This is a genomic window from Escherichia sp. E2748 (assembly GCF_005781125.1).
Lineage (GTDB): Bacteria > Pseudomonadota > Gammaproteobacteria > Enterobacterales > Enterobacteriaceae > Escherichia.
Window position 1 is genome coordinate 77,944 of record NZ_VATP01000019.1, and the last position, 23,268, is coordinate 101,211.

Genomic DNA, 23,268 nt, shown 5'->3' on the forward strand with positions numbered 1-23,268 from the left:
GCATGAACAAAGCGCATTTTGTCAGCAATCTAACCCTCTTCTGTTTGAAGAGGGTAATGATCACTCTGCCACTTTTTTCTTCGCCGCACGCTTCGCTTTGGTCGCTGCGGCTATTTTTTGCGTTTTAGCCGATGGCTTTTTCGCTTTTCTCGCATCTTTCTTCGCCGCTTTCGGCTTCGGTTTTTTCTCGCCACGGAAGGCACTGTCTGGCTCAAAGTTTACCTTTTTACCGACCTGACGACGCTTGCCGCCTTTTTTGCCTGCATCGCCTTTTTTCGCTTTCTCGCGCGCCGTTTTACCGACGTTGCGCGGTGCGCGTTCGCTGGAGATCAGGCTAAAGTCGATTTTGCGCTCGTCCATATTAACCGCTTCGACGCGAACTTCCACGCGATCGCCCAGGCGATAAGTCTGGCCGCTGGATTCGCCCATCAGGCGTTGCCCTACCTGGTCAAAGCGATAGTAGTCATTGTCCAGCGAAGAGACGTGAACCAGACCATCAATGAACAGGTCGTCGAGACGAACAAAGAAGCCAAAACCAGTGACGCTGGCAATAACGCCTTTAAAGACGTTGCCCACCTGGTCGAGCATGAAGTCACACTTCAGCCAGTCAGCCACATCGCGCGTTGCTTCGTCGGCACGACGTTCCGCCATCGAACAGTGCTGACCCAGTTGCAGCATCTCTTCCATCGAATAATGGTAGCCGCCGGTTTCAGTGGTGTTGCCCTGATGCCCCTGCTCTTTCGCCAGCAGATACTTAATGGCGCGATGCAGCGTCAGGTCAGGATAACGACGAATCGGCGAAGTAAAGTGCGCATAGGACTGCAATGCCAGACCGAAGTGCCCACGGTTTTCTGGATCGTAAATCGCCTGTTTCATCGAGCGCAGCAGCATGGTTTGCAGCATTTCTGCATCAGGACGATCAGCAACCGACTCCAGCAGCTCCGCGTAGTCACGCGGTTCCGGCTTGTTACCGCCCGGCAATTCCAGCCCCAGCTCCGCCAGCACTGAACGGAAAGAAGTAATCGCTTCGGTGCTCGGCTTATCGTGAATACGGAACAGTGCCGGTTCTTTGGCTTTCTCAACGAAACGCGCCGCCGAGATATTCGCCAGAATCATACACTCTTCAATTAACTTGTGTGCGTCGTTACGCTGGGTCTGTTCGATACGCTCAATACGGCGTTCAGCGTTGAAAATGAACTTCGCTTCTTCGCTCTCAAACGAGATCCCACCGCGTTCTTCACGGGCTTTATCCAGCACTTTATAGAGGTTATGCAACTCTTCGAGATGCTTAACCAGCGGGGCGTACTGCTCGCGCAGATCCTGATCACCCTGCAGAATATGCCAGACTTTGGTGTAGGTCAGACGCGCGTGAGAGCTCATCACCGCTTCATAGAATTTGTAGCCAGTCAGGCGGCCTTTCGACGAAATTGTCATCTCGCACACCATACACAGGCGGTCTACCTGCGGGTTGAGCGAGCACAGGCCGTTAGAGAGCACTTCCGGCAGCATCGGGATAACCTGCGAAGGGAAATACACCGACGTACCACGGTTACGCGCTTCGCTGTCCAGCGGTGTTGGCGGACGCACATAGTAGCTGACGTCGGCAATCGCGACCCATAAACGCCAACCGCCGCCGCGTTTTTTCTCGCAGTAAACTGCATCGTCAAAGTCACGGGCGTCTTCGCCATCAATGGTGACCAGCGGTAAATCGCGCAGATCGACACGACCTGCTTTTGCTTCTTCCGGCACTTCTTCTTTCAGCCCGGCAACCTGTTGCTCAACAGCCTGCGGCCAGATGTACGGAATTTCATGGGTACGCAGAGCGATATCAACCGCCATGCCGGTGCCCATATTGTCGCCCAGCACTTCGACGATTTTACCCACCGCTTTGGTACGGCGAGTCGGGCGTTGGGTCAGTTCAACAACCACCACAAAGCCCATCCGCGCGCCCATGATCTGATCGGGCGGGATTAAAATATCGAAGCTCAGACGGCTGTCGTCAGGAACCACAAAGCCGACGCCCGCTTCGGTAAAGTAGCGACCAACAATCTGGCTGGTTTTTGGCACCAGTACGCGAACAATACGCGCTTCACGACGACCTTTACGGTCAGCGCCCAGCGGCTGCGCCAGCACCTGATCGCCATGAATGCAGGTTTTCATCTGCTCGCTAGAGAGATACAAATCATCTTTACGTCCTTCAACCCGCAGAAAGCCGTAGCCATCACGGTGGCCAATAACGGTACCTTTCACCAGGTCGAGGCGTTCCGGCAGCGCATAGCACTGACGGCGAGTGAAGACCAGTTGACCATCGCGCTCCATCGCGCGCAGGCGGCGACGCAGGCCTTCAAGCTGCTCTTCGCCTTCAATGTGCAGTTCTACCGCCAGCTCATCACGGCTGGCCGGTTTTTCACGTTTGGTTAAATGTTCGAGGATAAATTCCCGACTAGGGATGGGATTCGCGTATTTTTCAGCTTCGCGTTCCTGGAAAGGATCTTGTGACATCTCGGTTCCTCCGTTGTCATCTCTGATGAAGATTTTCGTCACTCCACCAGCAATAATTTATAAAGCGGTTGATTCTCTTCAACCAAATCGGCAAGCGTGTAGTTATCCAGTTCCGTAAGAAAACTTTGCACGGCCTTAGAAAGTGCCTGTTTCAACCGACAGGCAGGTGTAATGTGGCAAAACTCACTGCTGCAATTCACCAGCGATAAAGGTTCCAGCTCGCGCACCACATCACCAATACGTATCGCACTCGCCGGTTTACCCAGGCGAATGCCGCCATTTTTTCCACGAACAGCAGTCACGTAGCCGGCACGACTAAGTTGATTGATTATTTTGACCATATGATTACGGGAGACGCCGTAGACGTCAGTCACTTCAGAAATACTGGTCATCCGCCCTTCTGGCAATGATGCCATATAGATCAGCGCACGTAATCCGTAATCAGTGAAACTCGTTAACTGCACATCAACCTCAAAAAAGGGAAATCGGGAAAAAATACATTTATATTGATGATAAACCAGCCACAAGCTGTGTCGCTAATTTATTTCAGTTTGGGGAAGGAAAAAAGCGAGGATTTAACACTGTGTCGGATAGCGTAATGGCTTACCCGACACAGCAATGTATCACACTGTTAGCCCAGCAGGCAAAATATCTGCCGGGCGTCCCAGAATTACGCGTCGAACGGGTCGCGCAGAATCATGGTTTCAGTACGATCCGGGCCGGTAGAGATGATATCGATCGGTACACCGGTCAGCTCTTCAATGCGCTTGATGTAGTTCAGCGCCGCCTGCGGCAGGCCGCTACGATCTTTCACGCCGAAGGTGGATTCAGACCAGCCAGGCATGGTTTCGTAAATCGGCTCAACACCTTTCCAGTCGTCAGCTGCCAGCGGAGTGGTAGTCACTTCGCGACCATCCGGCATACGGTAAGCCACGCAGAGTTTCACCTCTTTCAGGCCATCCAGAACGTCCAGTTTGGTCAGGCAGAAGCCAGACAGAGAGTTCAGTTGCACCGCACGACGAACGGCAACGGTATCCAGCCAGCCGGTACGACGACGACGACCTGTAGTTGCGCCGAATTCGTTACCCTGCTTGCAGAGGAACTCGCCAGTTTCATCAAACAGTTCGGTCGGGAACGGACCTGCACCTACACGAGTGGAGTAAGCTTTGAGGATACCCAGAACGTAATCAACATAACGCGGGCCCAGGCCGGAACCGGTCGCCACGCCACCAGCAGTGGTGTTGGAAGAAGTTACGTACGGATATGTACCGTGGTCGATATCCAGCAGCGTACCCTGCGCACCTTCGAACATGACGAAATCGCCACGCTGACGCGCCTGGTCGAGCAGGTCAGAAACGTCAACCACCATAGAAGTCAAGATGTCGGCAACTGCCATCGTATCATCCAGAACCTTCTGGTAATCAACCGCTTCAGCTTTGTAGTAGTTAACCAACTGGAAGTTGTGATATTCCATCACTTCTTTCAGTTTTTCAGCGAAGGTTTCTTTGTCGAAAAGGTCGCCAACACGCAGACCGCGACGTGCTACTTTATCTTCATAAGCAGGCCCGATACCACGACCGGTGGTGCCGATCGCTTTCGCGCCACGTGCTTTCTCACGCGCGTTATCCAGCGCAACGTGATAATCAAGGATCAGCGGACATGCTTCAGACAGCAGTAGACGCTCACGAACGGGGATGCCACGGTCTTCCAGTTCTTTCATCTCTTTCATCAGCGCGGCCGGAGACAGCACAACACCGTTACCGATGATGCTGGTTACATTCTCGCGGAGAATACCTGATGGAATAAGATGGAGAACGGTTTTTTCACCGTTGATTACGAGAGTATGGCCTGCGTTGTGACCGCCCTGGTAGCGTACAACATATTTAGCCCGTTCAGTCAGAAGATCGACGATCTTACCTTTACCTTCGTCACCCCATTGGGTGCCCAGTACGACGACGTTGTTACCCATTTTTCAAAATCACCGTTTGCTTAAAAATGGATTCTACCATCGCTTTTTCAGAGTTACAGCACTTTTTGCATCCAAAAATGACCTTGGTCAGCCTATTTTTTGCTCAGCCAATCGTTTTCCTCAACATGTAGTAGACCACAACGCCCGCAACCACAAGTCCACCGCCAAAACGACGTAAAATATTATCGGGTAAATTAGTCATTGCGGAGATCATCTTCTTCCATGCCTTCGGGTAAAGCATCGGCCCTAAACCTTCCAAGACTAAAACCAGGGCAAGCGCCAGCCAGATTGTCGAATTCATTCATTATCCTTATAGAAAAAGAAAACCACCGACATCCCTGAGGATGCGGTGGCTTTATTGACCTGTACCGCGGTCGTTATCTTAACGCGTCGCGGAACTCGGCGTCTTCATGTAGCGGAAGAAATCGCTGTCCGGGCTCATGACCATCACGTCCTGATTGCCAGAGAAGCTGTTCTCATAAGCACGCAGGCTACGAATGAACGCGTAGAAGTCCGGATCCTTGCTGAATGCGTCTGCAAACAGCTTGGCAGCTTCGGCATCACCTTCACCGCGCATGATACGGCCCTGACGTTCTGCTTCTGCCAGCGTTCTGGTCACTTCATAGTCAGCAGTCGCACGCAGTTTTTCTGCTTCTTCCTGACCTTGTGAACGATGACGACGCGCTACCGCTTCACGCTCGGCGCGCATACGGTTGTAGATCGCTTCAGACACTTCGGTCGGCAGGTTGATCTGCTTGATACGCACATCGACAACTTCAATACCCAGCGCCGCCATACTGTTCGGGTTGATGACCGGAACTTTGCCCTTCGTCTCAGCCGTTACGCGCTCTGCCGCTTCGGCAATGGCGTTATCTGCTGCCGGGGTAGTAACTTCATCTTCTGTACCCGCAGAACCAGAGTTCAGCGCGTCACGCACTTCCAGGGTCAGACGACCACGGGAATCGGTGACGATGTCTTTCACGTCCAGGCGACCAATTTCAGAACGCAGACGGTCGGAGAACTTACGTTTCAACAGCACTTCCGCTTGCGAAATGTCGCCACCGCCCGTTGCCAGGTAGTAACGGCTGAAATCGCTGATGCGCCATTTGATGTAAGAGTCGACGATCAGGTCTTTCTTCTCTTTGGTCACAAAGCGGTCTGCCTGGTTGTCCATGGTCTGAATACGCGCGTCGAGCATTTTCACCGTTTCAATGAACGGTATCTTGAAATGCAGACCCGGCTCATAAACCAGAGGTTTGTTGTCATCGTCACGCAGTACCTTACCAAAACGCAGCGTAATACCGCGCTCACCTTCTTTGACGACAAAGACAGACATGTAAAGCACTACCAGCACGATGATGATAATCGCGATAACTGACTTACGCATCGTTATTCCCCCTGACGCTGGTAGTCGTTACGCTGCGCGTTGGCGCGGCGTTGGTCCATAATATCGCCCTGACTGGTGGACGACGTGTTGCTTACTCCACTGGTTGTGGAGGAAGAGGCTGGCGGCAGACGCAGCAGATTGCTGGCACCGTTATCGCTCTTCGCCGCAGGCGCGTTACCACCTTTCAGCATCTGGTCTAACGGCAGAACCATCAGGTTGCCACCTTTATCGTTAACCAGCACTTTGCGGGTGTTGCCCAACACTTTTTCCATCGTCTCGATATACAGACGCTCGCGAGTAATTTCCGGCGCAGCTTTATATTCCGGCAGAAGTTTAGCAAAGCGCGCCACTTCACCCTGAGCTTCCAGGATGGTCTGGGCCTTGTACGCACGCGCCTCTTCGAGGATACGTTGCGCCTGACCGTTCGCACGCGGCTGAACTTCGTTGGTATACGCTTCTGCTTCACGAATGTATTGCTGTTCGTTTTCACGCGCGGCAATCGCATCATCAAACGCCGCTTTTACTTCTTCCGGCGGACGAGCAGCCTGGAAGTTGACGTCCAGCAGCGTGATACCCATGTCATACGGGCGGATAGTCTCTTCCAGTTCGCGCTGAGTATCGCTACGAATCACGGTACGACCTTCCGTCAGAATGCGGTCCATGGTGTATTTACCGATAACCCCACGCAGGGCGCTGTCGGTAGCCTGACGCAGGCTGTCATCTGGGCTGGTCACGCTATACAGATATTTTTCCGGATTGGTGACGCGGTACTGCACGTTCATCTCAACGCGCACTACGTTTTCATCGGACGTCAGCATCACACCGGAAGCGGCCAGTTCACGCACGGCTTCCACGTTCACCGGTTTGACTTCGTCGATAAACGTCGGTTTCCAGTTCAGACCCGGCTCAACCAGATGGCTGAATTTGCCAAAGCGTGTTACCACGCCGCGTTCGGCTTCTTTAATGGTGTAGAAACCACTGGCCGCCCAGATAATGACAATCGCTGCCGCTGCGATGGTAACGACACGACCGCCAAGCTGCGGGCGCGGGCCTTGCGATGAACTGCCACCGCCAGAACCAGTGCCTTTACCGCCGCCCAGACCACCGAGCTTTTTGCTCAGTTTGCGGAAGATATCATCTAAATCAGGTGGCCCTTGATCGCGACCGCCTTTGTTTCCATTTCCCTCAGAGTTGCCGCCAGGTTTGCTGCTTCCCCACGGGTCGCGGTCTTGTCCGTTATTACCGGGCTGATTCCACGCCATGTTTGTGCTCCATATTTGTTATGCGGTGATCCCTGTTGTCTTTCGACGCCAGAGGATATGACTCCACGCTTCAGACGCTACGCCGTTAGATCAGGTAATCGATCAACGCCGGTTCTTGTTTACAGAGGCGACGCCAGTCAACGATCGGCATACGAACTTGCAGACTTACGCTGCCGTCCTCCTCCATCCACTCTTTTTCTATTGCCTGAAGCTGATAAAAACGACTTCTCAGACGCCCTTCCTGCGGCGGCAGACGCAATGTATGCTGCGCCACCTCGCCGGAAAGCCGCTCCGTCAAAGCCTGAAAAAGCTGTGGTATCCCCGCTCCGGTCTGTGCGGAAAGCCAGACACGGATCGGTTTGTTCTCTTCGTCCCGATCAATACGCGGTTCGAAACCTTCCAGCATATCGATCTTGTTCATCACCAGCAGAGTTGGGATCTCGTGAGCATCGATCTCTTCAAGAACCGTATTCACCGCTTCGATGTTTTCTTGTACACGCACATCTGCCGCATCAATGACGTGCAGCAGCAATGTGGCTTGCCGCGTCTCTTGTAACGTGGCTTTAAATGCCGCCACCAGATCGTGCGGCAGGTGGCGAATAAACCCTACGGTATCTGCCAGCACGGTTTCACCGACATCTGCGACGTCAATACGCCGCAACGTCGGGTCGAGGGTGGCAAACAACTGGTCTGCCGCGTAGACCCGCGCTTCGGTGATGCGATTGAAAAGGGTAGATTTACCGGCGTTGGTATATCCCACCAGCGAAACAGTAGGGACGTCGGCTTTGATACGTGATTGCCGCCCCTGCTCACGCTGCTTTTCAACTCTTTCCAGGCGCGACTGTATCTGTACGATGCGATTACGCAACAAACGACGGTCGGTTTCGAGCTGGGTTTCACCCGGCCCCCGCAAACCGATCCCGCCTTTCTGTCTTTCAAGGTGGGTCCAGCCACGCACCAGGCGCGTAGCCAGATGGCGCAGCTGCGCCAGCTCAACCTGCAACTTACCCTCATGGGTACGCGCACGTTGGGCGAAAATATCTAAAATAAGGCCGGTGCGGTCGATAACACGACACTCGCACAAACGCTCCAGGTTACGCTCCTGCGCCGGGCTCAGGGCATGGTCAAAAAGAACGACCGAAGCTCCCGTCGCTTTTACGGCTTCCGCAATTTCAACTGCTTTACCTTCACCTACAAAATACTTTGGGTGCGGCGCTTTACGGCTACCGGTAATCACCTGCAATGCTTCGACACCGGCGGAAGAAACCAGAGATTCAAACTCCTGGAGGTCTTCCATATCTTTGTCTTGCGTAAAATAGATGTGTACCAGTACCGCCTGCTCACCAGCATCATAACGGTCAAACAAGCGTATAACCCTCTAAATAGATCAGCGGGGAACGCAGGATCGCTGGCTCCCCGTGTAAAAAAAACAGCCCGAAACCTTATTCGGTTTCTTCGCTGTCCTGTTGCGCGGAAGTATTCTGCGCGCTGCTACCATGATGGTAGTTACTGCTGGTACCGCCACCGGCGTTGTTACTGTGATGAGAAACCGGGCGAGACGGGACAACAGTAGAAATCGCGTGCTTATAAACCATCTGGCTGACCGTGTTTTTCAACAGGATCACGAACTGATCAAAAGACTCGATTTGTCCTTGCAGCTTAATACCATTCACCAAATAAATAGAAACTGGAACACGTTCCCGACGCAGTGCGTTCAGGAACGGATCTTGTAAAGATTGCCCCTTAGCCATTCTCTCTTTTCCTTATATGCTTATTTGTACTTTGAACCTTTCGATTCTGAAAAAATTGCGCACGATACGTCTCAATTGTACACATTCAGCCTGCGATAGCACCAACAACCTGTAATACTTCGTCACGCGCCTGTTCTGGTTTTTCACTGTCAAGCCAGTGAACGCCTTCCCAACCACGCAGCCAGGTTATCTGCCGCTTCGCCAACTGTCTCGTGGCGCAAACACCTCGATAAACCATTTCATCGTATGAGATTTCGCCTTCAAGGTAAGACCACATCTGGCGATAACCCACGCAACGAATGGAAGGCAAATCCGTATGCAAATCTCCTCGGGCAAAAAGCGCCCGGACTTCTGCTTCAAAACCTGAAGCCAACATCTGATGAAAACGCTGCTCAATTCGTTGATGGAGCAGTTCACGGCTCGCCGGGGCGATGGCGAACTGATGCACCTGATACGGTAGAGCGTCTCCTGACGTTTGCGTCAGTTCCGTTAAAGTTTTACCCGAAATGAAAAAAACTTCCAGTGCCCGGGAAAGCCTTTGTGGATCATTTGGATGAATCCTTGCTGCCGCAACCGGATCGATCTCCTGAAGTTGACGATGCAATGACTCCCAACCTTGCTCTGCCGCCTGTTGCTCAATTCTGGCCCGTACTTCCGGGTCCGCCGACGGTAGTGGAGACAACCCTTCCAGCAACGCCTTGAAATACAACATCGTACCGCCCACTAACAGCGGGATCCGCCCCGCCGCCGTGATATCGGCCATTTCCGCCAGCGCATCGCGGCGAAAATCAGCGGCCGAATAAGCCTGCGACGGATCGCGAATATCCAGCAATCGGTGCGGCGCGGCGAGTAATTCTTCAGCGTTCGGCTTCGCCGTCCCGATATCCATCCCTTTGTAAATAAGGGCAGAATCAACGCTTATCAACTCTACTGGTAAAATTTTACGCAGCTCAATAGCTAACGCCGTTTTACCGGAGGCCGTCGGCCCCATCAAAAAAATCGCCTTAGGCAGGCTCGCCTTACTGATATCACTCATCTTTCAGGGCTTTTATCGCCGGATGTAAATCAACAGATTGTAACAGACCACCCGGCGGCGTTTTCACAAGTTGCGGACATAACCGTTCCACGTCCGCCAGCAGGGTTATGGCCTGTGCCATTGACCACTGCGCATGTTCGCTCATCAGATTTCGTGCAATCCACTGCGCAATATTGCCAGGTTCGAATACGGACTGCTCCGCCAGGTAGCCTATCAGTTCAGGAATCAAGATTTGTAAATTTTGTTGGCGTAAGGGTAAAGGCACGGCCCTGATGGTCACATGCTGCGCATCGGACTGAAATTCAATACCCAATTCCGCCAGTGCAGACTGCGCTTTTTCTAAGGCCGCTCTTTCTTCACCAGAGACTTTTAACCGCAGCGGAATAAGCAGCGGCTGAGCGCAGACCGGCGCATCTCCCGGCGTTAACTGCGCCTGACGTAACCAGCGTTCCGCCACCGGCAGGGCTAAAAGTGAAATATTGCCGTCACGTTCTAGTAGCGCACAGTCCGAATGGACGATAGTCAACACCCGACCAAAGCTTTGACCATTCGCAGCCAGCGTAAGTTCCTGCGATTCTTGCACTTTTGGTTTGTGCATCGCTGCAGGCGTTTGCAAAAGCTGGCGATACACATCGCCTTGCTGTTTCTGGTAGCCCGGTTGCGCGTTCGGCCACGGGGCGGCCTGACGGCTACCGCTACTTGCAGCAGGCGCAGGAGATGAAGACGGAGAGTAACGCGGAGCCACTGGCTCACGAACTGCCGGTTCAGCAAAGTGATTACGCCCTGCTGCCACGCGGTTTTCGGGTATATGGCGCGGTGCTGACTGGGCGTTATCTTCCAACGGCAAAGGCGTTTCCAGCTGCTGTTGCAGCACGCTCAGCACGCCCTGATAGATAAAGTCATGCACCAGACGCGACTGATGGAAACGCACTTCGTGTTTGGCGGGGTGTACGTTGACGTCCACCTGATGCGGGTCGATCTCCAGATATAGCACAAATGCCGGTTGCTGATCGGCCCCCAGTTTGTCTTCGCAGGCCTGGCGGATCGCGTGATTGATCAGGCGATCGCGCATCATGCGACCATTCACGTAGCAATACTGAATTTCCGCCAGTGCGGGCGTGATGTGATTCGGATCGGCCACCCAGCCGCGCAGCGTGAGATCGCCGTGTTGCCATTCAATCGCCAGCGCATGTTCGAGAAAAGCGGTGCCGCAAATCGCCCCTAAACGGCGTTCTTTTTGCCCGCCTTCCGGCACTGCGCGGTACTGGCGTACGATTTTTCCGTTATGCGACAGGTTGATAGTGACGTCGAAACGCGCCAGCGCAATGCGGCGGATGATTTCATCGATATGGTTAAATTCAGTTTTCTCAGTGCGCAGGAATTTGCGCCGCGCCGGGGTATTGTAGAACAGGTCCAGCACTTCCAGCGTCGTTCCCACCGGATGGGCCGCCGGTTTTACCGTCACGTCCATATCGCGGCCTTCGGCATAAGCCTGCCAGGCCTCCTGCTGCTCCGCGGTACGCGAAGTGAGCGTCAGACGGGAAACCGAACTGATACTCGCCAGCGCCTCACCGCGAAAGCCCAGGCTGATAATGGCTTCGAGATCGTCCAGAGAGGCGATTTTACTGGTAGCATGACGCGCGAGCGCCAGCGCCAGCTCATCTTTTTTGATACCGCAGCCGTTATCACGAATGCGGATAAGTTTCGCCCCACCGCGTTCGATATCAATATCGATACGCGTCGCGCCCGCATCGAGGCTGTTTTCCACCAGTTCTTTGACTACCGACGCAGGTCGCTCGACCACCTCACCTGCGGCAATCTGGTTCGCCAGTTGTGGCGGTAAGACCTGAATTGGCATCAATAATCCTTAGTTTGGCAGCGTGCGATCTGGCGTCGTCACCGTACTGGCAGTTTGTGCCGTTGCACCCTGCGGCGCAGACTGCATTGGATGCGCAAGGAAGTAATTGCGCAGGCCGTTGTAAATGGCTTCTGCCAGTTGTTGTTGGTAATCGTCGCTCGCCAGCAAACGTTCTTCGCTGTTATTGCTGATAAAACCAGTTTCGACCAGTACTGACGGGATATCCGGCGAACGCAGAACGCCGAGACTGGCGTGTTCTGGTCGGCGTTTATGAATTTCGCCAATGCGTTGCAACTGACTGATCATATTGGTCGCCACATCATACCCTACCCGCTGGGAATGACCGAATTGTAAATCCAGCACCGCCTGGCTTAGGTACGGGTCGGCCTGACTGTTCGCCAGCACATCACCCGCCCCGCCCAGCAGCTCCGACTGCTTCTCATGCTGTTCCAGCCAGCTTGCCATTTCGCTGTTAGCGCGACGGTTTGAGAGCACCCATACGGAGGCACCGGTGGCACTACGGTTTGGTGCGGCATCGGCATGAATCGACACGAGGAAATTGGCGTTTTGCTTACGTGCCACATCACTGCGCCCCATCACCGAGATAAAGTAATCCCCGTCACGGGTTAAAACGCCCTTAAACATCGGATCGTTATTGAGCAAGGTACGTAATTTACGCGCAATGGCGATGGTGACATTTTTCTCCCGTGTACCACCAGGGCCGATAGCGCCAGGGTCCTGACCGCCGTGTCCAGCATCAATAGCGATGACAATTTTATCGCCAGTGTTAGCCGTCGCGCGCGCTGCCGGACGCGTTACCGTATTGCTGCTGATAACACCCGTGGTACGGTTGCTTTCTGTTTTAAACGGATTGCGCGCCGGTTCGCTAACGCGCGGTGCGACCACTGGCGGAGCCTCAACGCGTTTAGCAACAACAGGCGGTGGAGGGGGCGGTGGCGGCGCATCGGCGTTAATCGTAAAGACAACGGTGTAATTGCTGCCATTCTGCCGCTTCACCGCTTCGGTTTTACCGTTTTCGGTAAGATCGACCACCAGCCGCAACGTTTGTGCATCTTTAGGTGTTCCAGAGCGAATCGCCTTCACCAGATTATTACCGCTGAACAACAACGGCAGCCCCTGAATCACGCCCGTTTGTTTGATATCGAGCGCCACGGTGCGTTTGCTTTGATGGCTAAACGCATAATCAGGATCGCCATTAAAACTTAACGTTATCCGCGCCTGTTGATTACCGTTAGAAACCTGAATATCAGAGAGCGTCGCGGCGCCAGCCTGCGCGCACAGCAGCACCAACACCGCCACCAACCAATTTCTGATGCGATACATCATCCCGCCACCTTTTAAAGGTTAACCGGCTAAACGCGCCAGCAACAATTCACCCGCAGAGGAAACCGCACTCACGCGCGCCTCACGGCCTTGTGCCTGATAATCAATGTGTATTTCGACATCCGGGTCAGGAAGAACACCTGTACCTTGTTGTGGCCACTCCACCAGGCAGATGGCATCGTTGGCAAAATAGTCGCGGATCCCCATAAACTCCAGCTCCTCGGGATCGGCAAGGCGGTACAAATCAAAGTGATAAACCATTAAGTTGTCGAGCGTATAGGGTTCGACCAGCGTATAAGTGGGGCTTTTGACATTACCCTGATGACCCAGAGCTTGTAAAAAGCCCCGGCTGAAGGTGGTTTTACCTGCGCCTAAATCGCCATACAGATAGATTACGGTTGCGCCATCGCAGGCTTTCGCTACCCGCTCGCCCAGGTCTAATGTTGCCTGCTCATCAGGGAGCGGAATTACTCGATTCATCATGGTTTTTATCAGTCACTTCCGGGTTAACAATACGCTGTAGCGTGGAAAAGAGATCGGTTGCCAGCATCCCGCGCGTACCAAAACGCGCCGCCAGTGCGTCAGCTGCCGCACCGTGCGCGACACAGCCCGCACAGGCTGCATCATATGGCGACAGTTTTTGCCCAAGCAATGCGCCAATAATACCAGAGAGCACATCGCCCATGCCGCCGCTCGCCATGCCTGCATTTCCGGCGTCAATAATACCTAAAGCGTCAGGATGGGCGGCGACCACGGTTCCGGCACCTTTCAGCACCGCTACGCCGCCATAACGTTGTACCAGACGTTGGGCGCAATGTAAGCGGTCACTTTCAATTTCAGCGACGGAACAGCCTAACAACCGCGCAGCCTCGCCAGGATGCGGCGTGATCACGCGATTGTGACGCTTATCGGGATTGATTGCCAGCAGGTTCAATGCATCGGCATCCCACAACATCGGTTTACGAAAATTCTCAACTTTTTGCAGGGCTTTTTTCCCCCACTCTTGCTGGCCCAGACCGGGACCAATCACCACCACATCGGCCCATTCCAGGCTTTCGGTAAGAGAGTCCATAGTCAGTTCATGCACCATCAATTCCGGTCGTGCAGTCAGCAGCGGCGCAATGTTTTCACAGCGAGTCAGTACTCGGGCTAAACCAGCACCAGCACGCAGCGCCGCTTCCCCCGTCATACGAATCGCCCCTGCCGTGCCGTGATCGCCACCGATAATCACCAGCCGCCCGTGATCACCTTTATGCGAAGTCGGGCGACGCGGTTTCAGCCAGAGAGAAAGTTGTTCAGCAGAAAACCGCTGAATTTTCGTCTCCTGACCTGCCAGCCAGCTATCCAGCCCCAGCGAGTCAAAATGCAGTTGCCCGGTAACATCCCGCGCTTTCCCGGTGAGCAAGCCAGGTTTCAGCGCAATAAAGGTGATGGTGTGATCGGCGTTGATCACCGCACCTGGCGTGGCGCCGGTTTCCGCCAACAGGCCGGAAGGAATATCAACCGCCACAATTGGCGCAGGATGGGAATTAGCGTGGTCGATTAACTGGCTAATGGATTCGCGCGGCGCTTGCTGCAATCCGGTGCCGAGCAGCGCATCAACAATCAACTCCACCGACTCGGGCCAGACAATATTCGAAGCATGGATCTCGCCTCCCGCGTTTAACCATGCTTCGCGTGCCAGCGCGGCCTCTTCCGGTAACGGTTTGTCACTTTCCTGAGCCAGCAACGTGACCTCAATGCCGACCGCTTTTGCCAGCCGCGCGACCACGTAGCCATCGCCGCCATTATTGCCATGACCGCACAGCACCAACCAGTGGCGGGCGTCAGGATAAGCCGCGCGACACATCTGAAATGCGGCTTCGCCAGCGCGAAGCATCAGCTCATAGAGCGTTAGCCCCAGCGCATCGGCCGCCTCACGTTCTCCACGGCGGATATCGTCGGCGTGCCAGACGGTGTGTGGTATACTTACGGGGTTTTTCTTCATTGTATGGTCCGTCATGTCAGAGCCCCTCGATCTCAATCAGTTAGCGCAAAAAATTAAACAGTGGGGGCTGGAACTGGGCTTTCAGCAGGTGGGTATTACCGATACCGATCTCAGCGAGTCCGAGCCCAAACTGCAAGCATGGCTGGACAAACAGTACCACGGCGAAATGGACTGGATGGCGCGTCACGGTATGCTGCGCGCCCGCCCCCACGAGTTATTGCCCGGTACGCTGCGCGTGATCAGCGTGCGGATGAATTATCTTCCTGCCAACGCCGCATTTGCCAGCACGCTGAAAAATCCCAAACTCGGCTATGTTAGCCGTTATGCGCTGGGCCGTGACTATCACAAGCTTCTGCGCAACCGACTCAAAAAGCTGGGCGAGATGATTCAACAACATTGTGTTTCGCTGAATTTTAGACCGTTTGTCGATTCTGCGCCTATTCTCGAGCGCCCGTTAGCTGAAAAAGCTGGACTTGGCTGGACAGGTAAGCACTCACTTATCCTCAATCGCGAGGCCGGTTCGTTCTTCTTTTTAGGTGAATTGCTGGTCGATATTCCTCTGCCCGTGGATCAACCGGTCGAGGAAGGATGCGGTAAATGCGTGGCCTGTATGACGATTTGCCCGACCGGCGCCATCGTCGAGCCATATACCGTCGATGCTCGCCGTTGTATTTCTTATCTGACGATTGAGCTGGAAGGGGCTATCCCGGAAGAGTTGCGACCGTTAATGGGAAACCGTATTTACGGCTGTGATGACTGTCAGCTTATCTGCCCGTGGAATCGCTATTCACAACTGACAACTGAAGACGATTTCAGCCCGCGCAAACCACTACACGCACCGGAACTCATTGAGCTTTTTGCATGGAGCGAAGAGAAATTCTTAAAAGTCACGGAAGGATCGGCGATTCGCCGTATAGGTCACCTGCGTTGGCTGCGTAATATCGCCGTAGCATTAGGCAATGCGCCCTGGGATGAAGCGATTCTGACGGCGCTGGAAAGTCGTAAAGGTGAGCACCCACTTCTTGATGAGCATATAGCGTGGGCGATTGCGCAGCAAATTGAGAGACGAAATGCGTGCGTGGTCGAAGTGCAATTACCAAAAAAACAGCGTCTGGTTCGTGTAATTGAAAAGGGACTACCACGTGACGCCTGATTCATCCACAGCTTGTGAATAAAAATAAAAACGCATTGCAATTCAAGACGAATATCATCGTCAAGTGATCGATACGACAAAATACAATCTTAATTTTCAACTTATATATCAACAAGTTAAAAAATTACTGTTCACCGTGCGAAGTTTTTCTGAAATTAAGATTACAGCCCGGACCTGTGGATAACTCTGTTTACAAGAGTTTGTCAGAGGCAACAAAAACCAGCAATAACGCATCGCGTCGCTGTGGATATTTTATTGGGGGAAGAATTTGGAGCGGGAAACGAGACTCGAACTCGCGACCCCGACCTTGGCAAGGTCGTGCTCTACCAACTGAGCTATTCCCGCTTGGGTGGTCTGTACTTTGCAGCACTTTCAAATTTTGGAGCGGGAAACGAGACTCGAACTCGCGACCCCGACCTTGGCAAGGTCGTGCTCTACCAACTGAGCTATTCCCGCTTAATCTTCGTCTTTCGAACTGCTACTGCCTTGGCTGCCTTCACTCACCTTAGTCACTTACTTTTGTAAGTCCCCAAGGATTCGTTCAGTTGCCGCCTTGTCGCAATTCGAAATACTGCGATTGGGTGGTCTGTGCTTTACAGCACTTTTCAAATTTTGGAGCGGGAAACGAGACTCGAACTCGCGACCCCGACCTTGGCAAGGTCGTGCTCTACCAACTGAGCTATTCCCGCGTACTACTTAATTTTTGCTTTCGTAATTTCGCATTTCTGCGTCGTTACGGGAGGCGCATTATACGAGAAATCTTTCCCTCTGCAACCCCCCTAAAAAAAATTTTTCGAATTTTTATCTCAAGTGCTGAAATTATCAGCAAGGCGTTCAATTTAGCGTCAAAATCACGCCGCCGCAAGTGGATTCCGGCGGTTACGTGACCAGGAAAAATTTTACAGCTTGATGAAATGCTCGCGGTAGTAAGCCAGTTCCGCAACTGATTCGCGGATATCATCCATCGCCTGATGCGTCCCCTGCTTGGTAAAACCGTCGAGAATTTCCGGCTTCCAGCGGCGCGCCAGCTCTTTCAGCGTGCTGACATCGAGATAGCGGTAGTGGAAGTACGACTCCAGTTCCGGCATGTATTTAAACAGGAAGCGACGATCCTGGCCGATGCTGTTACCGCAGATAGGTGATTTACCCGCAGGCACCCACTGTTTTAAAAATTCGAGCGTCGCCAGTTCTGCTTCCCGATCGCCCATCGTGCTCGCTTTCACGCGCTCTACCAGCCCGCTGGCGGTATGAGTACGCACGTTCCAGTCATCCATCAGCGCCAGCTGTTCATCAGACTGGTGTACTGCAATGGTCGGCCCTTCTGCCAGAATATTCAGGTTGGCATCGGTCACCAGCGTGGCAATCTCAATAATGCGATCGCGCTCGGGATCCAGACCGGTCATCTCAAGATCGATCCAAATCAGGTTGTTTTCATTGGCACTCATGCTATTTTCCACCCATTCACAGTGACTATATTGATCCACAATTGCGTGTATCATAGATGTTTTGCCCATCAGGGGCGACCAGGAGTCTGTACGATTGAGTAAAAATAAACTCTCCAAAGGCCAGCAGCGCCGCGTGAACGCCAATCACCAGCGTCGTCTTAAAACGTCTAAGGAGAAGCCCGACTACGACGACAATCTGTTTGGTGAGCCTGATGAAGGTATCGTCATCAGCCGCTTTGGTATGCACGCTGATGTGGAATCCGCCGATGGCGACGTTCACCGCTGCAATATTCGCCGTACCATCCGTTCGCTGGTGACCGGCGACCGCGTAGTCTGGCGTCCGGGTAAACCGGCGGCGGAAGGCGTAAATGTCAAAGGGATCGTGGAAGCGGTACATGAGCGCACCTCGGTGTTGACGCGTCCGGATTTCTACGACGGCGTGAAACCCATCGCCGCCAACATCGATCAGATTGTTATTGTCTCCGCCATTTTGCCGGAGCTGTCGCTCAATATCATCGACCGTTACCTGGTAGCCTGCGAAACCTTGCAGATTGAGCCGATTATTGTGCTCAACAAGATTGACCTGTTGGACGACGAAGGCATGGCGTTCGTCAACGAACAGATGGATATCTACCGCAACATCGGTTATCGCGTATTGATGGTTTCCAGCCATACTCAGGATGGGCTGAAACCGCTGGAAGAGGCATTGACCGGACGCATCAGCATTTTTGCCGGGCAATCTGGCGTTGGCAAATCCAGCCTGCTGAACGCGTTGCTGGGGCTGCAAAAAGAGATCCTGACCAACGATGTCTCTGACAACTCAGGTCTGGGCCAGCACACCACGACTGCCGCTCGGTTGTATCACTTCCCGCACGGCGGCGATGTGATTGATTCTCCTGGGGTACGCGAATTCGGACTCTGGCATCTCGAGCCGGAACAAATCACTCACGGTTTTGTCGAATTCCATGACTACTTAGGTCTGTGCAAATACCGCGATTGCAAACACGATACCGATCCGGGCTGCGCTATCCGTGAAGCCGTTGACGAAGGGAAAATCGCGGAAACCCGTTTCGAAAACTATCACCGTATTCTGGAAAGCATGGCGCAGGTAAAAACGCGTAAAAACTTTTCTGATACGGATGACTGACAATTAAGCTAACCGTCGTTAGAATCGTCCCCCTTTTTTTCAGGATCCGGCATATACGCCGGATCAGGAACGACAAAACAATGGCCTGGAGGCTACTTTGTTAAATTCATTTAAACTTTCGCTACAGTACATTCTGCCGAAACTATGGCTTACTCGCCTGGCGGGTTGGGGCGCAAGCAAGCGAGCAGGATGGCTGACAAAACTGGTTATCGATCTGTTCGTTAAATACTACAAAGTCGACATGCAAGAGGCGCAGAAGCCGGATACTGCCAGCTACCGCTCCTTTAACGAATTTTTTGTCCGTCCGCTGCGTGACGAAGTACGCCCAATCAATACCGATCCGAATGTACTGGTCATGCCTGCCGATGGCGTTATCAGCCAGTTAGGTAAAATCGAAGAAGATAAAATCCTGCAAGCCAAAGGCCACAATTACAGCCTCGAAGCCCTGCTGGCGGGCAACTATCTGATGGCGGACCTATTCCGCAACGGTACGTTTGTGACCACTTACCTCTCCCCGCGTGACTACCACCGCGTACACATGCCGTGCAACGGTATTCTGCGTGAAATGATCTACGTGCCGGGCGATCTCTTCTCCGTTAACCATCTCACTGCTCAGAACGTGCCAAATCTGTTTGCCCGTAACGAACGCGTGATCTGCCTGTTCGATACCGAATTTGGCCCGATGGCGCAGATTCTGGTTGGTGCGACGATTGTTGGCAGCATTGAGACGGTCTGGGCGGGTACCATTACACCACCGCGCGAAGGCATCATCAAACGCTGGACCTGGCCTGCCGGGGAAAACGACGGTTCTGTGGCGCTGCTGAAAGGCCAGGAAATGGGTCGCTTTAAACTTGGCTCTACCGTTATCAACCTGTTTGCACCAGGTAAAGTGAATCTGGTTGAGCAACTGGAAAGCCTGTCTGTCACGAAAATTGGCCAGCCGCTGGCAGTATCTACCGAAACCTTTGTTACGCCAGACGCTGAACCAGCCCCGCTTCCTGCTGAAGAGATCGAAGCAGAACACGACGCCAGCCCATTGGTTGACGATAAAAAAGACCAGGTCTAATCCATCAAAGGAAACGCTGACGTGCGCCTGATTATCACTTTTCTGATGGCCTGGTGCCTCAGTTGGGGGGCGTACGCCGCGACGGCCCCCGATAGCAAACAAATCACCCAGGAACTGGAGCAGGCAAAAGCGGCGAAACCCGCGCAGCCGGAAGTCGTAGAGGCGCTCCAGTCTGCCTTAAATGCGCTTGAGGAACGAAAAGGTTCCCTTGAGCGCATCAAGCAATACCAAGAAGTCATTGATAATTATCCGAAACTCTCTGCTACTCTGCGCGCACAATTAAACAACATGCGTGACGAGCCGCGCAGCGTGTCGCCGGGAATGTCTACCGACGCGCTGAATCAGGAAATTCTCCAGGTCAGCAGTCAGTTGCTGGATAAGAGCCGTCAGGCCCAGCAAGAGCAGGAACGCGCCCGCGAGATAGCGGATTCATTGAATCAACTTCCGCAACAGCAAACTGATGCCCGTCGTCAGTTAAATGAAATTGAGCGCCGCCTGGGAACGCTTACCGGCAATACCCCGCTCAACCAGGCGCAAAATTTCGCGTTGCAGTCTGACTCCGCACGTCTGAAAACCCTCGTTGATGAACTAGAGCTGGCGCAGCTGTCTGCCAATAACCGCCAGGAATTAGCGCGCTTGCGCTCTGAGCTGGCGGAAAAAGAGAGCCAGCAGCTGGATGCGTATTTGCAGGCCTTACGTAATCAGTTGAACAGCCAACGCCAGCTTGAGGCGGAGCGGGCGCTGGAAAGCACCGAGTTGTTGGCTGAAAGCAGTGCCAATTTACCGAAAGATATCGTCGCGCAATTCAAAATTAACCGCGAACTGTCGGCAGCGCTGAATCAACAAGCGCAGCGAATGGATCTCGTCGCTTCGCAACAGCGTCAGGCTGCCAGCCAGACATTACAGGTCCGGCAGGCGCTGAATACCCTGCGCGAGCAGTCACAATGGCTGGGAGCATCCAACCTGCTCGGCGAAGCGTTGCGAGCGCAGGTGGCACGACTGCCGGAAATGCCGAAACCGCAACAACTTGATACCGAAATGGCGCAGTTGCGCGTGCAACGGTTGCACTATGAGGATCTACTCAATAAACAACCGCAACTGCGACAAATCCTTCAGACTGACGGTCAGCCGCTGACCGCCGAGCAAAACCGTATTCTCGAAGCACAACTGCGTACTCAGCGTGAGTTGCTGAACTCATTGTTGCAGGGTGGTGACACGCTACTGCTGGAACTGACCAAGCTGAAAGTCTCCAACGGGCAACTGGAAGATGCGCTGAAAGAGGTGAACGAAGCGACGCACCGCTATCTGTTCTGGACCTCTGACGTGCGCCCGATGACCATCGCCTGGCCGCTGGAAATCGCCCAGGACCTGCGCCGTCTCATTTCGCTGGACACCTTCAGCCAGTTAGGTAAAGCCAGCATCATGATGCTGACCAGCAAAGAGACGATTTTGCCGCTGTTTGGCGCGTTGATTCTGGTCGGTTGCAGTATTTACTCGCGCCGCTATTTCACCCGTTTTCTCGAACGTTCGGCAGCGAAAGTCGGCAAGGTGACTCAGGATCACTTCTGGCTGACATTACGCACCCTTTTCTGGTCGATTCTCGTCGCGTCACCGTTACCGGTGCTGTGGATGACGCTGGGTTACGGCTTGCGCGAGGCGTGGCCTTATCCGCTGGCGGTAGCGATTGGTGATGGCGTAACAGCCACCGTGCCGCTGCTGTGGGTAGTGATGATTTGCGCCACATTTGCCCGCCCGAACGGCTTGTTTATCGCTCATTTTGGCTGGCCGCGCGAACGTGTTTCCCGCGGGATGCGCTACTACCTGATGAGCATCGGGCTTATCGTGCCGCTGATTATGGCGCTGATGATGTTCGATAATCTCGACGACCGCGAGTTTTCCGGTTCGCTGGGACGGCTTTGCTTTATTCTCATATGTGGTGCGCTGGCGGTGGTCACCCTCAGTTTGAAAAAAGCGGGGATCCCGCTGTACCTCAACAAAGAGGGAAGCGGCGATAACATTACCAACCATATGTTATGGAACATGATGATTGGCGCGCCGCTGGTCGCTATTCTGGCAGCGGCAGTCGGTTACCTGGCAACGGCACAGGCGCTGTTAGCAAGGCTTGAAACCTCGGTCGCCATCTGGTTCCTGCTGTTGGTGGTTTACCACGTTATCCGCCGCTGGATGCTAATCCAGCGACGCAGACTGGCTTTTGACCGGGCGAAACATCGCCGGGCCGAGATGTTAGCGCAGCGCGCGCGTGGCGAAGAGGAAGCGCATCATCACAGTAGCCCGGAAGGGGCGATTGAAGTCGATGAAAGCGAAGTCGATCTCGATGCCATCAGTGCGCAGTCCTTGCGGCTGGTGCGCTCAATCCTGATGTTGATCGCCCTGCTTTCGGTCATTGTGCTGTGGTCAGAAATCCATTCCGCTTTCGGCTTCCTCGAAAATATTTCGCTGTGGGATGTCACTTCCACGGTACAGGGCGTAGAAAGTCTGGAGCCGATTACCCTCGGTGCGGTGCTGATTGCCATTCTGGTGTTTATCATCACCACGCAGCTGGTGCGCAACCTGCCCGCGCTGCTGGAACTGGCGATTTTGCAGCACCTGGATTTAACGCCGGGTACGGGCTACGCCATCACCACCATCACCAAATATCTGCTGATGCTGATTGGCGGGCTGGTCGGCTTCTCAATGATTGGTATTGAGTGGTCGAAATTGCAGTGGCTGGTCGCCGCGCTCGGTGTTGGTCTCGGTTTTGGTTTGCAGGAAATTTTCGCCAACTTTATCTCTGGCCTGATTATCCTGTTCGAAAAACCGATTCGCATTGGCGATACGGTAACGATCCGCGATCTTACCGGTAGCGTGACGAAAATTAACACCCGCGCCACCACCATCAGCGACTGGGACCGTAAAGAGATTATCGTGCCGAACAAGGCGTTTATTACTGAGCAGTTTATCAACTGGTCGCTCTCTGACTCGGTCACGCGCGTGGTGTTGACGATTCCGGCCCCTGCTGATGCCAACAGTGAAGAAGTGACGGAAATCTTGCTTAACGCTGCGCATCGCTGCTCGCTGGTGATCGACAATCCTGCGCCGGAAGTCTTCCTGGTGGATCTACAGCAAGGGATCCAGATTTTCGAGCTGCGTATTTACGCCGCAGAAATGGGTCACCGCATGCCGCTGCGCCATGAAATCCATCAACTGATTCTGGCGGGCTTCCACGCCCACGGTATTGATATGCCATTCCCGCCCTTCCAGATGCGTCTGGAAAGCCTCAACGGTAAACAAACGGGGAGAACGTTGACTTCTGCGGGTAAAGGTCGTCAGGCGGGAAGTTTGTAAGGTCTTTGTGGCCGGA

At 53.6% G+C, this 23,268-nt stretch carries 19 protein-coding genes and 3 tRNA genes; 4 read left to right on the top strand and 18 right to left on the bottom strand.

Annotated features, from left to right (window positions below):
- Positions 1–60: 60 nt before the first annotated feature.
- The 13 genes from rnr to nnr all read right to left on the bottom strand — a co-directional run bounded on the left by rnr (position 61) and on the right by nnr (position 15,111).
- Positions 61–2,502 carry a ribonuclease R gene (rnr, locus tag FEK42_RS15390; RefSeq protein WP_130216725.1) on the bottom strand — a complete coding sequence of 814 codons (2,442 nt, stop codon included), beginning with the start codon at positions 2,500–2,502 and terminating at the stop codon, positions 61–63.
- A gap of 38 nt (positions 2,503–2,540) precedes the next feature.
- Positions 2,541–2,966: a nitric oxide-sensing transcriptional repressor NsrR gene (gene nsrR, locus FEK42_RS15395; protein WP_001177639.1), complete on the bottom strand. Its 426-nt coding sequence runs from the start codon at positions 2,964–2,966 to the stop codon at positions 2,541–2,543.
- 206 nt (positions 2,967–3,172) lie between these two features.
- The gene (gene purA / locus FEK42_RS15400) at positions 3,173–4,471 is read right to left on the bottom strand and encodes an adenylosuccinate synthase (RefSeq protein ID WP_000527955.1); all 1,299 of its coding nucleotides are present in this window, start codon (positions 4,469–4,471) and stop codon (positions 3,173–3,175) included.
- Between the two features lie 103 nt (positions 4,472–4,574).
- Complete coding sequence (locus FEK42_RS15405; protein ID WP_001089295.1) at positions 4,575–4,772, bottom strand: DUF2065 domain-containing protein; 198 nt, start codon at positions 4,770–4,772, stop codon at positions 4,575–4,577.
- A gap of 81 nt (positions 4,773–4,853) precedes the next feature.
- The gene (hflC, locus tag FEK42_RS15410; RefSeq protein WP_001232411.1) at positions 4,854–5,858 is read right to left on the bottom strand and encodes a protease modulator HflC; all 1,005 of its coding nucleotides are present in this window, start codon (positions 5,856–5,858) and stop codon (positions 4,854–4,856) included.
- 2 nt (positions 5,859–5,860) lie between these two features.
- Positions 5,861–7,120, bottom strand: a complete 1,260-nt coding sequence (gene hflK / locus FEK42_RS15415; RefSeq protein ID WP_130205989.1) for an FtsH protease activity modulator HflK — start codon at positions 7,118–7,120, stop codon at positions 5,861–5,863.
- 85 nt (positions 7,121–7,205) lie between these two features.
- Positions 7,206–8,486, bottom strand: a complete 1,281-nt coding sequence (gene hflX / locus FEK42_RS15420) for a ribosome rescue GTPase HflX (protein WP_135490672.1) — start codon at positions 8,484–8,486, stop codon at positions 7,206–7,208.
- Between the two features lie 76 nt (positions 8,487–8,562).
- The gene (gene hfq, locus FEK42_RS15425) at positions 8,563–8,871 is read right to left on the bottom strand and encodes an RNA chaperone Hfq (RefSeq protein WP_001051883.1); all 309 of its coding nucleotides are present in this window, start codon (positions 8,869–8,871) and stop codon (positions 8,563–8,565) included.
- A gap of 85 nt (positions 8,872–8,956) precedes the next feature.
- Positions 8,957–9,907, bottom strand: a complete 951-nt coding sequence (miaA, locus tag FEK42_RS15430; RefSeq protein WP_001280339.1) for a tRNA (adenosine(37)-N6)-dimethylallyltransferase MiaA — start codon at positions 9,905–9,907, stop codon at positions 8,957–8,959.
- Positions 9,900–11,765: a DNA mismatch repair endonuclease MutL gene (mutL, locus tag FEK42_RS15435; RefSeq protein WP_135408721.1), complete on the bottom strand. Its 1,866-nt coding sequence runs from the start codon at positions 11,763–11,765 to the stop codon at positions 9,900–9,902. The genes miaA and mutL overlap by 8 nt, the downstream gene beginning before the upstream one ends.
- A 9-nt stretch (positions 11,766–11,774) precedes the next feature.
- Positions 11,775–13,112 (bottom strand): N-acetylmuramoyl-L-alanine amidase AmiB, encoded by a 1,338-nt coding sequence (amiB, locus tag FEK42_RS15440; protein ID WP_135490670.1) that lies wholly within the window; start codon positions 13,110–13,112, stop codon positions 11,775–11,777.
- Between the two features lie 18 nt (positions 13,113–13,130).
- Positions 13,131–13,592: a tRNA (adenosine(37)-N6)-threonylcarbamoyltransferase complex ATPase subunit type 1 TsaE gene (gene tsaE, locus FEK42_RS15445; RefSeq protein ID WP_000981977.1), complete on the bottom strand. Its 462-nt coding sequence runs from the start codon at positions 13,590–13,592 to the stop codon at positions 13,131–13,133.
- Entirely contained in the window at positions 13,564–15,111 is a 1,548-nt protein-coding gene (nnr, locus tag FEK42_RS15450) for a bifunctional ADP-dependent NAD(P)H-hydrate dehydratase/NAD(P)H-hydrate epimerase (RefSeq protein WP_135493285.1), read from the bottom strand. Before nnr ends, tsaE begins: the two co-directional genes overlap by 29 nt.
- On the opposite strand from nnr, the gene queG reads away from it, so the two are divergent.
- On the top strand, positions 15,110–16,249 hold the full coding sequence (gene queG / locus FEK42_RS15455; protein ID WP_130205981.1) for a tRNA epoxyqueuosine(34) reductase QueG: 1,140 nt from the start codon (positions 15,110–15,112) through the stop codon (positions 16,247–16,249). The two genes, nnr and queG, sit on opposite strands and share 2 nt — an antisense overlap.
- On the opposite strand, the gene FEK42_RS15460 is transcribed toward queG, so the two are convergent.
- From FEK42_RS15460 to orn, 5 genes are all read right to left on the bottom strand, one after another.
- Positions 16,232–16,285: a hypothetical protein gene (locus FEK42_RS15460; RefSeq protein WP_100699686.1), complete on the bottom strand. Its 54-nt coding sequence runs from the start codon at positions 16,283–16,285 to the stop codon at positions 16,232–16,234. The two genes, queG and FEK42_RS15460, sit on opposite strands and share 18 nt — an antisense overlap.
- A gap of 233 nt (positions 16,286–16,518) precedes the next feature.
- Positions 16,519–16,594: transfer RNA gene (locus tag FEK42_RS15465), tRNA-Gly, on the bottom strand.
- A gap of 35 nt (positions 16,595–16,629) precedes the next feature.
- Positions 16,630–16,705, bottom strand: a tRNA-Gly gene (locus FEK42_RS15470).
- A 157-nt stretch (positions 16,706–16,862) separates the two neighbouring features.
- Positions 16,863–16,938: transfer RNA gene (locus FEK42_RS15475), tRNA-Gly, on the bottom strand.
- A 210-nt stretch (positions 16,939–17,148) separates the two neighbouring features.
- On the bottom strand, positions 17,149–17,694 hold the full coding sequence (gene orn / locus FEK42_RS15480; protein WP_064525781.1) for an oligoribonuclease: 546 nt from the start codon (positions 17,692–17,694) through the stop codon (positions 17,149–17,151).
- Positions 17,695–17,788: 94 nt separating this feature from the next.
- Here orn and rsgA point away from each other — a divergent pair, with 94 nt between their 5' ends.
- The 3 genes from rsgA (at position 17,789) to mscM (ending at position 23,252) form a co-directional block, all read left to right on the top strand.
- Entirely contained in the window at positions 17,789–18,841 is a 1,053-nt protein-coding gene (gene rsgA, locus FEK42_RS15485; RefSeq protein ID WP_130205979.1) for a small ribosomal subunit biogenesis GTPase RsgA, read from the top strand.
- 97 nt (positions 18,842–18,938) lie between these two features.
- Positions 18,939–19,907 (top strand): archaetidylserine decarboxylase, encoded by a 969-nt coding sequence (asd, locus tag FEK42_RS15490; RefSeq protein ID WP_130259511.1) that lies wholly within the window; start codon positions 18,939–18,941, stop codon positions 19,905–19,907.
- A 21-nt stretch (positions 19,908–19,928) separates the two neighbouring features.
- Entirely contained in the window at positions 19,929–23,252 is a 3,324-nt protein-coding gene (gene mscM / locus FEK42_RS15495; protein ID WP_138211884.1) for a miniconductance mechanosensitive channel MscM, read from the top strand.
- Positions 23,253–23,268: the final 16 nt, after the last annotated feature.

What these genes read in the sequence shown, in the direction of transcription:
- rnr (WP_130216725.1), bottom strand. Translation starts at nt 2,502, where the DNA reads ATGTCACAAGATCCTTTCCAGGAACGCGAAGCTGAAAAATACGCGAAT.
- hflK (WP_130205989.1), bottom strand. Translation starts at nt 7,120, where the DNA reads ATGGCGTGGAATCAGCCCGGTAATAACGGACAAGACCGCGACCCGTGG.
- nnr (WP_135493285.1), bottom strand. Translation starts at nt 15,111, where the DNA reads ATGACGGACCATACAATGAAGAAAAACCCCGTAAGTATACCACACACC.
- queG (WP_130205981.1), top strand. Translation starts at nt 15,110, where the DNA reads ATGTCAGAGCCCCTCGATCTCAATCAGTTAGCGCAAAAAATTAAACAG.
- FEK42_RS15405 (WP_001089295.1), bottom strand. Translation starts at nt 4,772, where the DNA reads ATGAATTCGACAATCTGGCTGGCGCTTGCCCTGGTTTTAGTCTTGGAA.
- tsaE (WP_000981977.1), bottom strand. Translation starts at nt 13,592, where the DNA reads ATGATGAATCGAGTAATTCCGCTCCCTGATGAGCAGGCAACATTAGAC.
- hfq (WP_001051883.1), bottom strand. Translation starts at nt 8,871, where the DNA reads ATGGCTAAGGGGCAATCTTTACAAGATCCGTTCCTGAACGCACTGCGT.
- amiB (WP_135490670.1), bottom strand. Translation starts at nt 13,112, where the DNA reads ATGATGTATCGCATCAGAAATTGGTTGGTGGCGGTGTTGGTGCTGCTG.
- hflC (WP_001232411.1), bottom strand. Translation starts at nt 5,858, where the DNA reads ATGCGTAAGTCAGTTATCGCGATTATCATCATCGTGCTGGTAGTGCTT.
- mutL (WP_135408721.1), bottom strand. Translation starts at nt 11,765, where the DNA reads ATGCCAATTCAGGTCTTACCGCCACAACTGGCGAACCAGATTGCCGCA.
- miaA (WP_001280339.1), bottom strand. Translation starts at nt 9,907, where the DNA reads ATGAGTGATATCAGTAAGGCGAGCCTGCCTAAGGCGATTTTTTTGATG.
- purA (WP_000527955.1), bottom strand. Translation starts at nt 4,471, where the DNA reads ATGGGTAACAACGTCGTCGTACTGGGCACCCAATGGGGTGACGAAGGT.
- orn (WP_064525781.1), bottom strand. Translation starts at nt 17,694, where the DNA reads ATGAGTGCCAATGAAAACAACCTGATTTGGATCGATCTTGAGATGACC.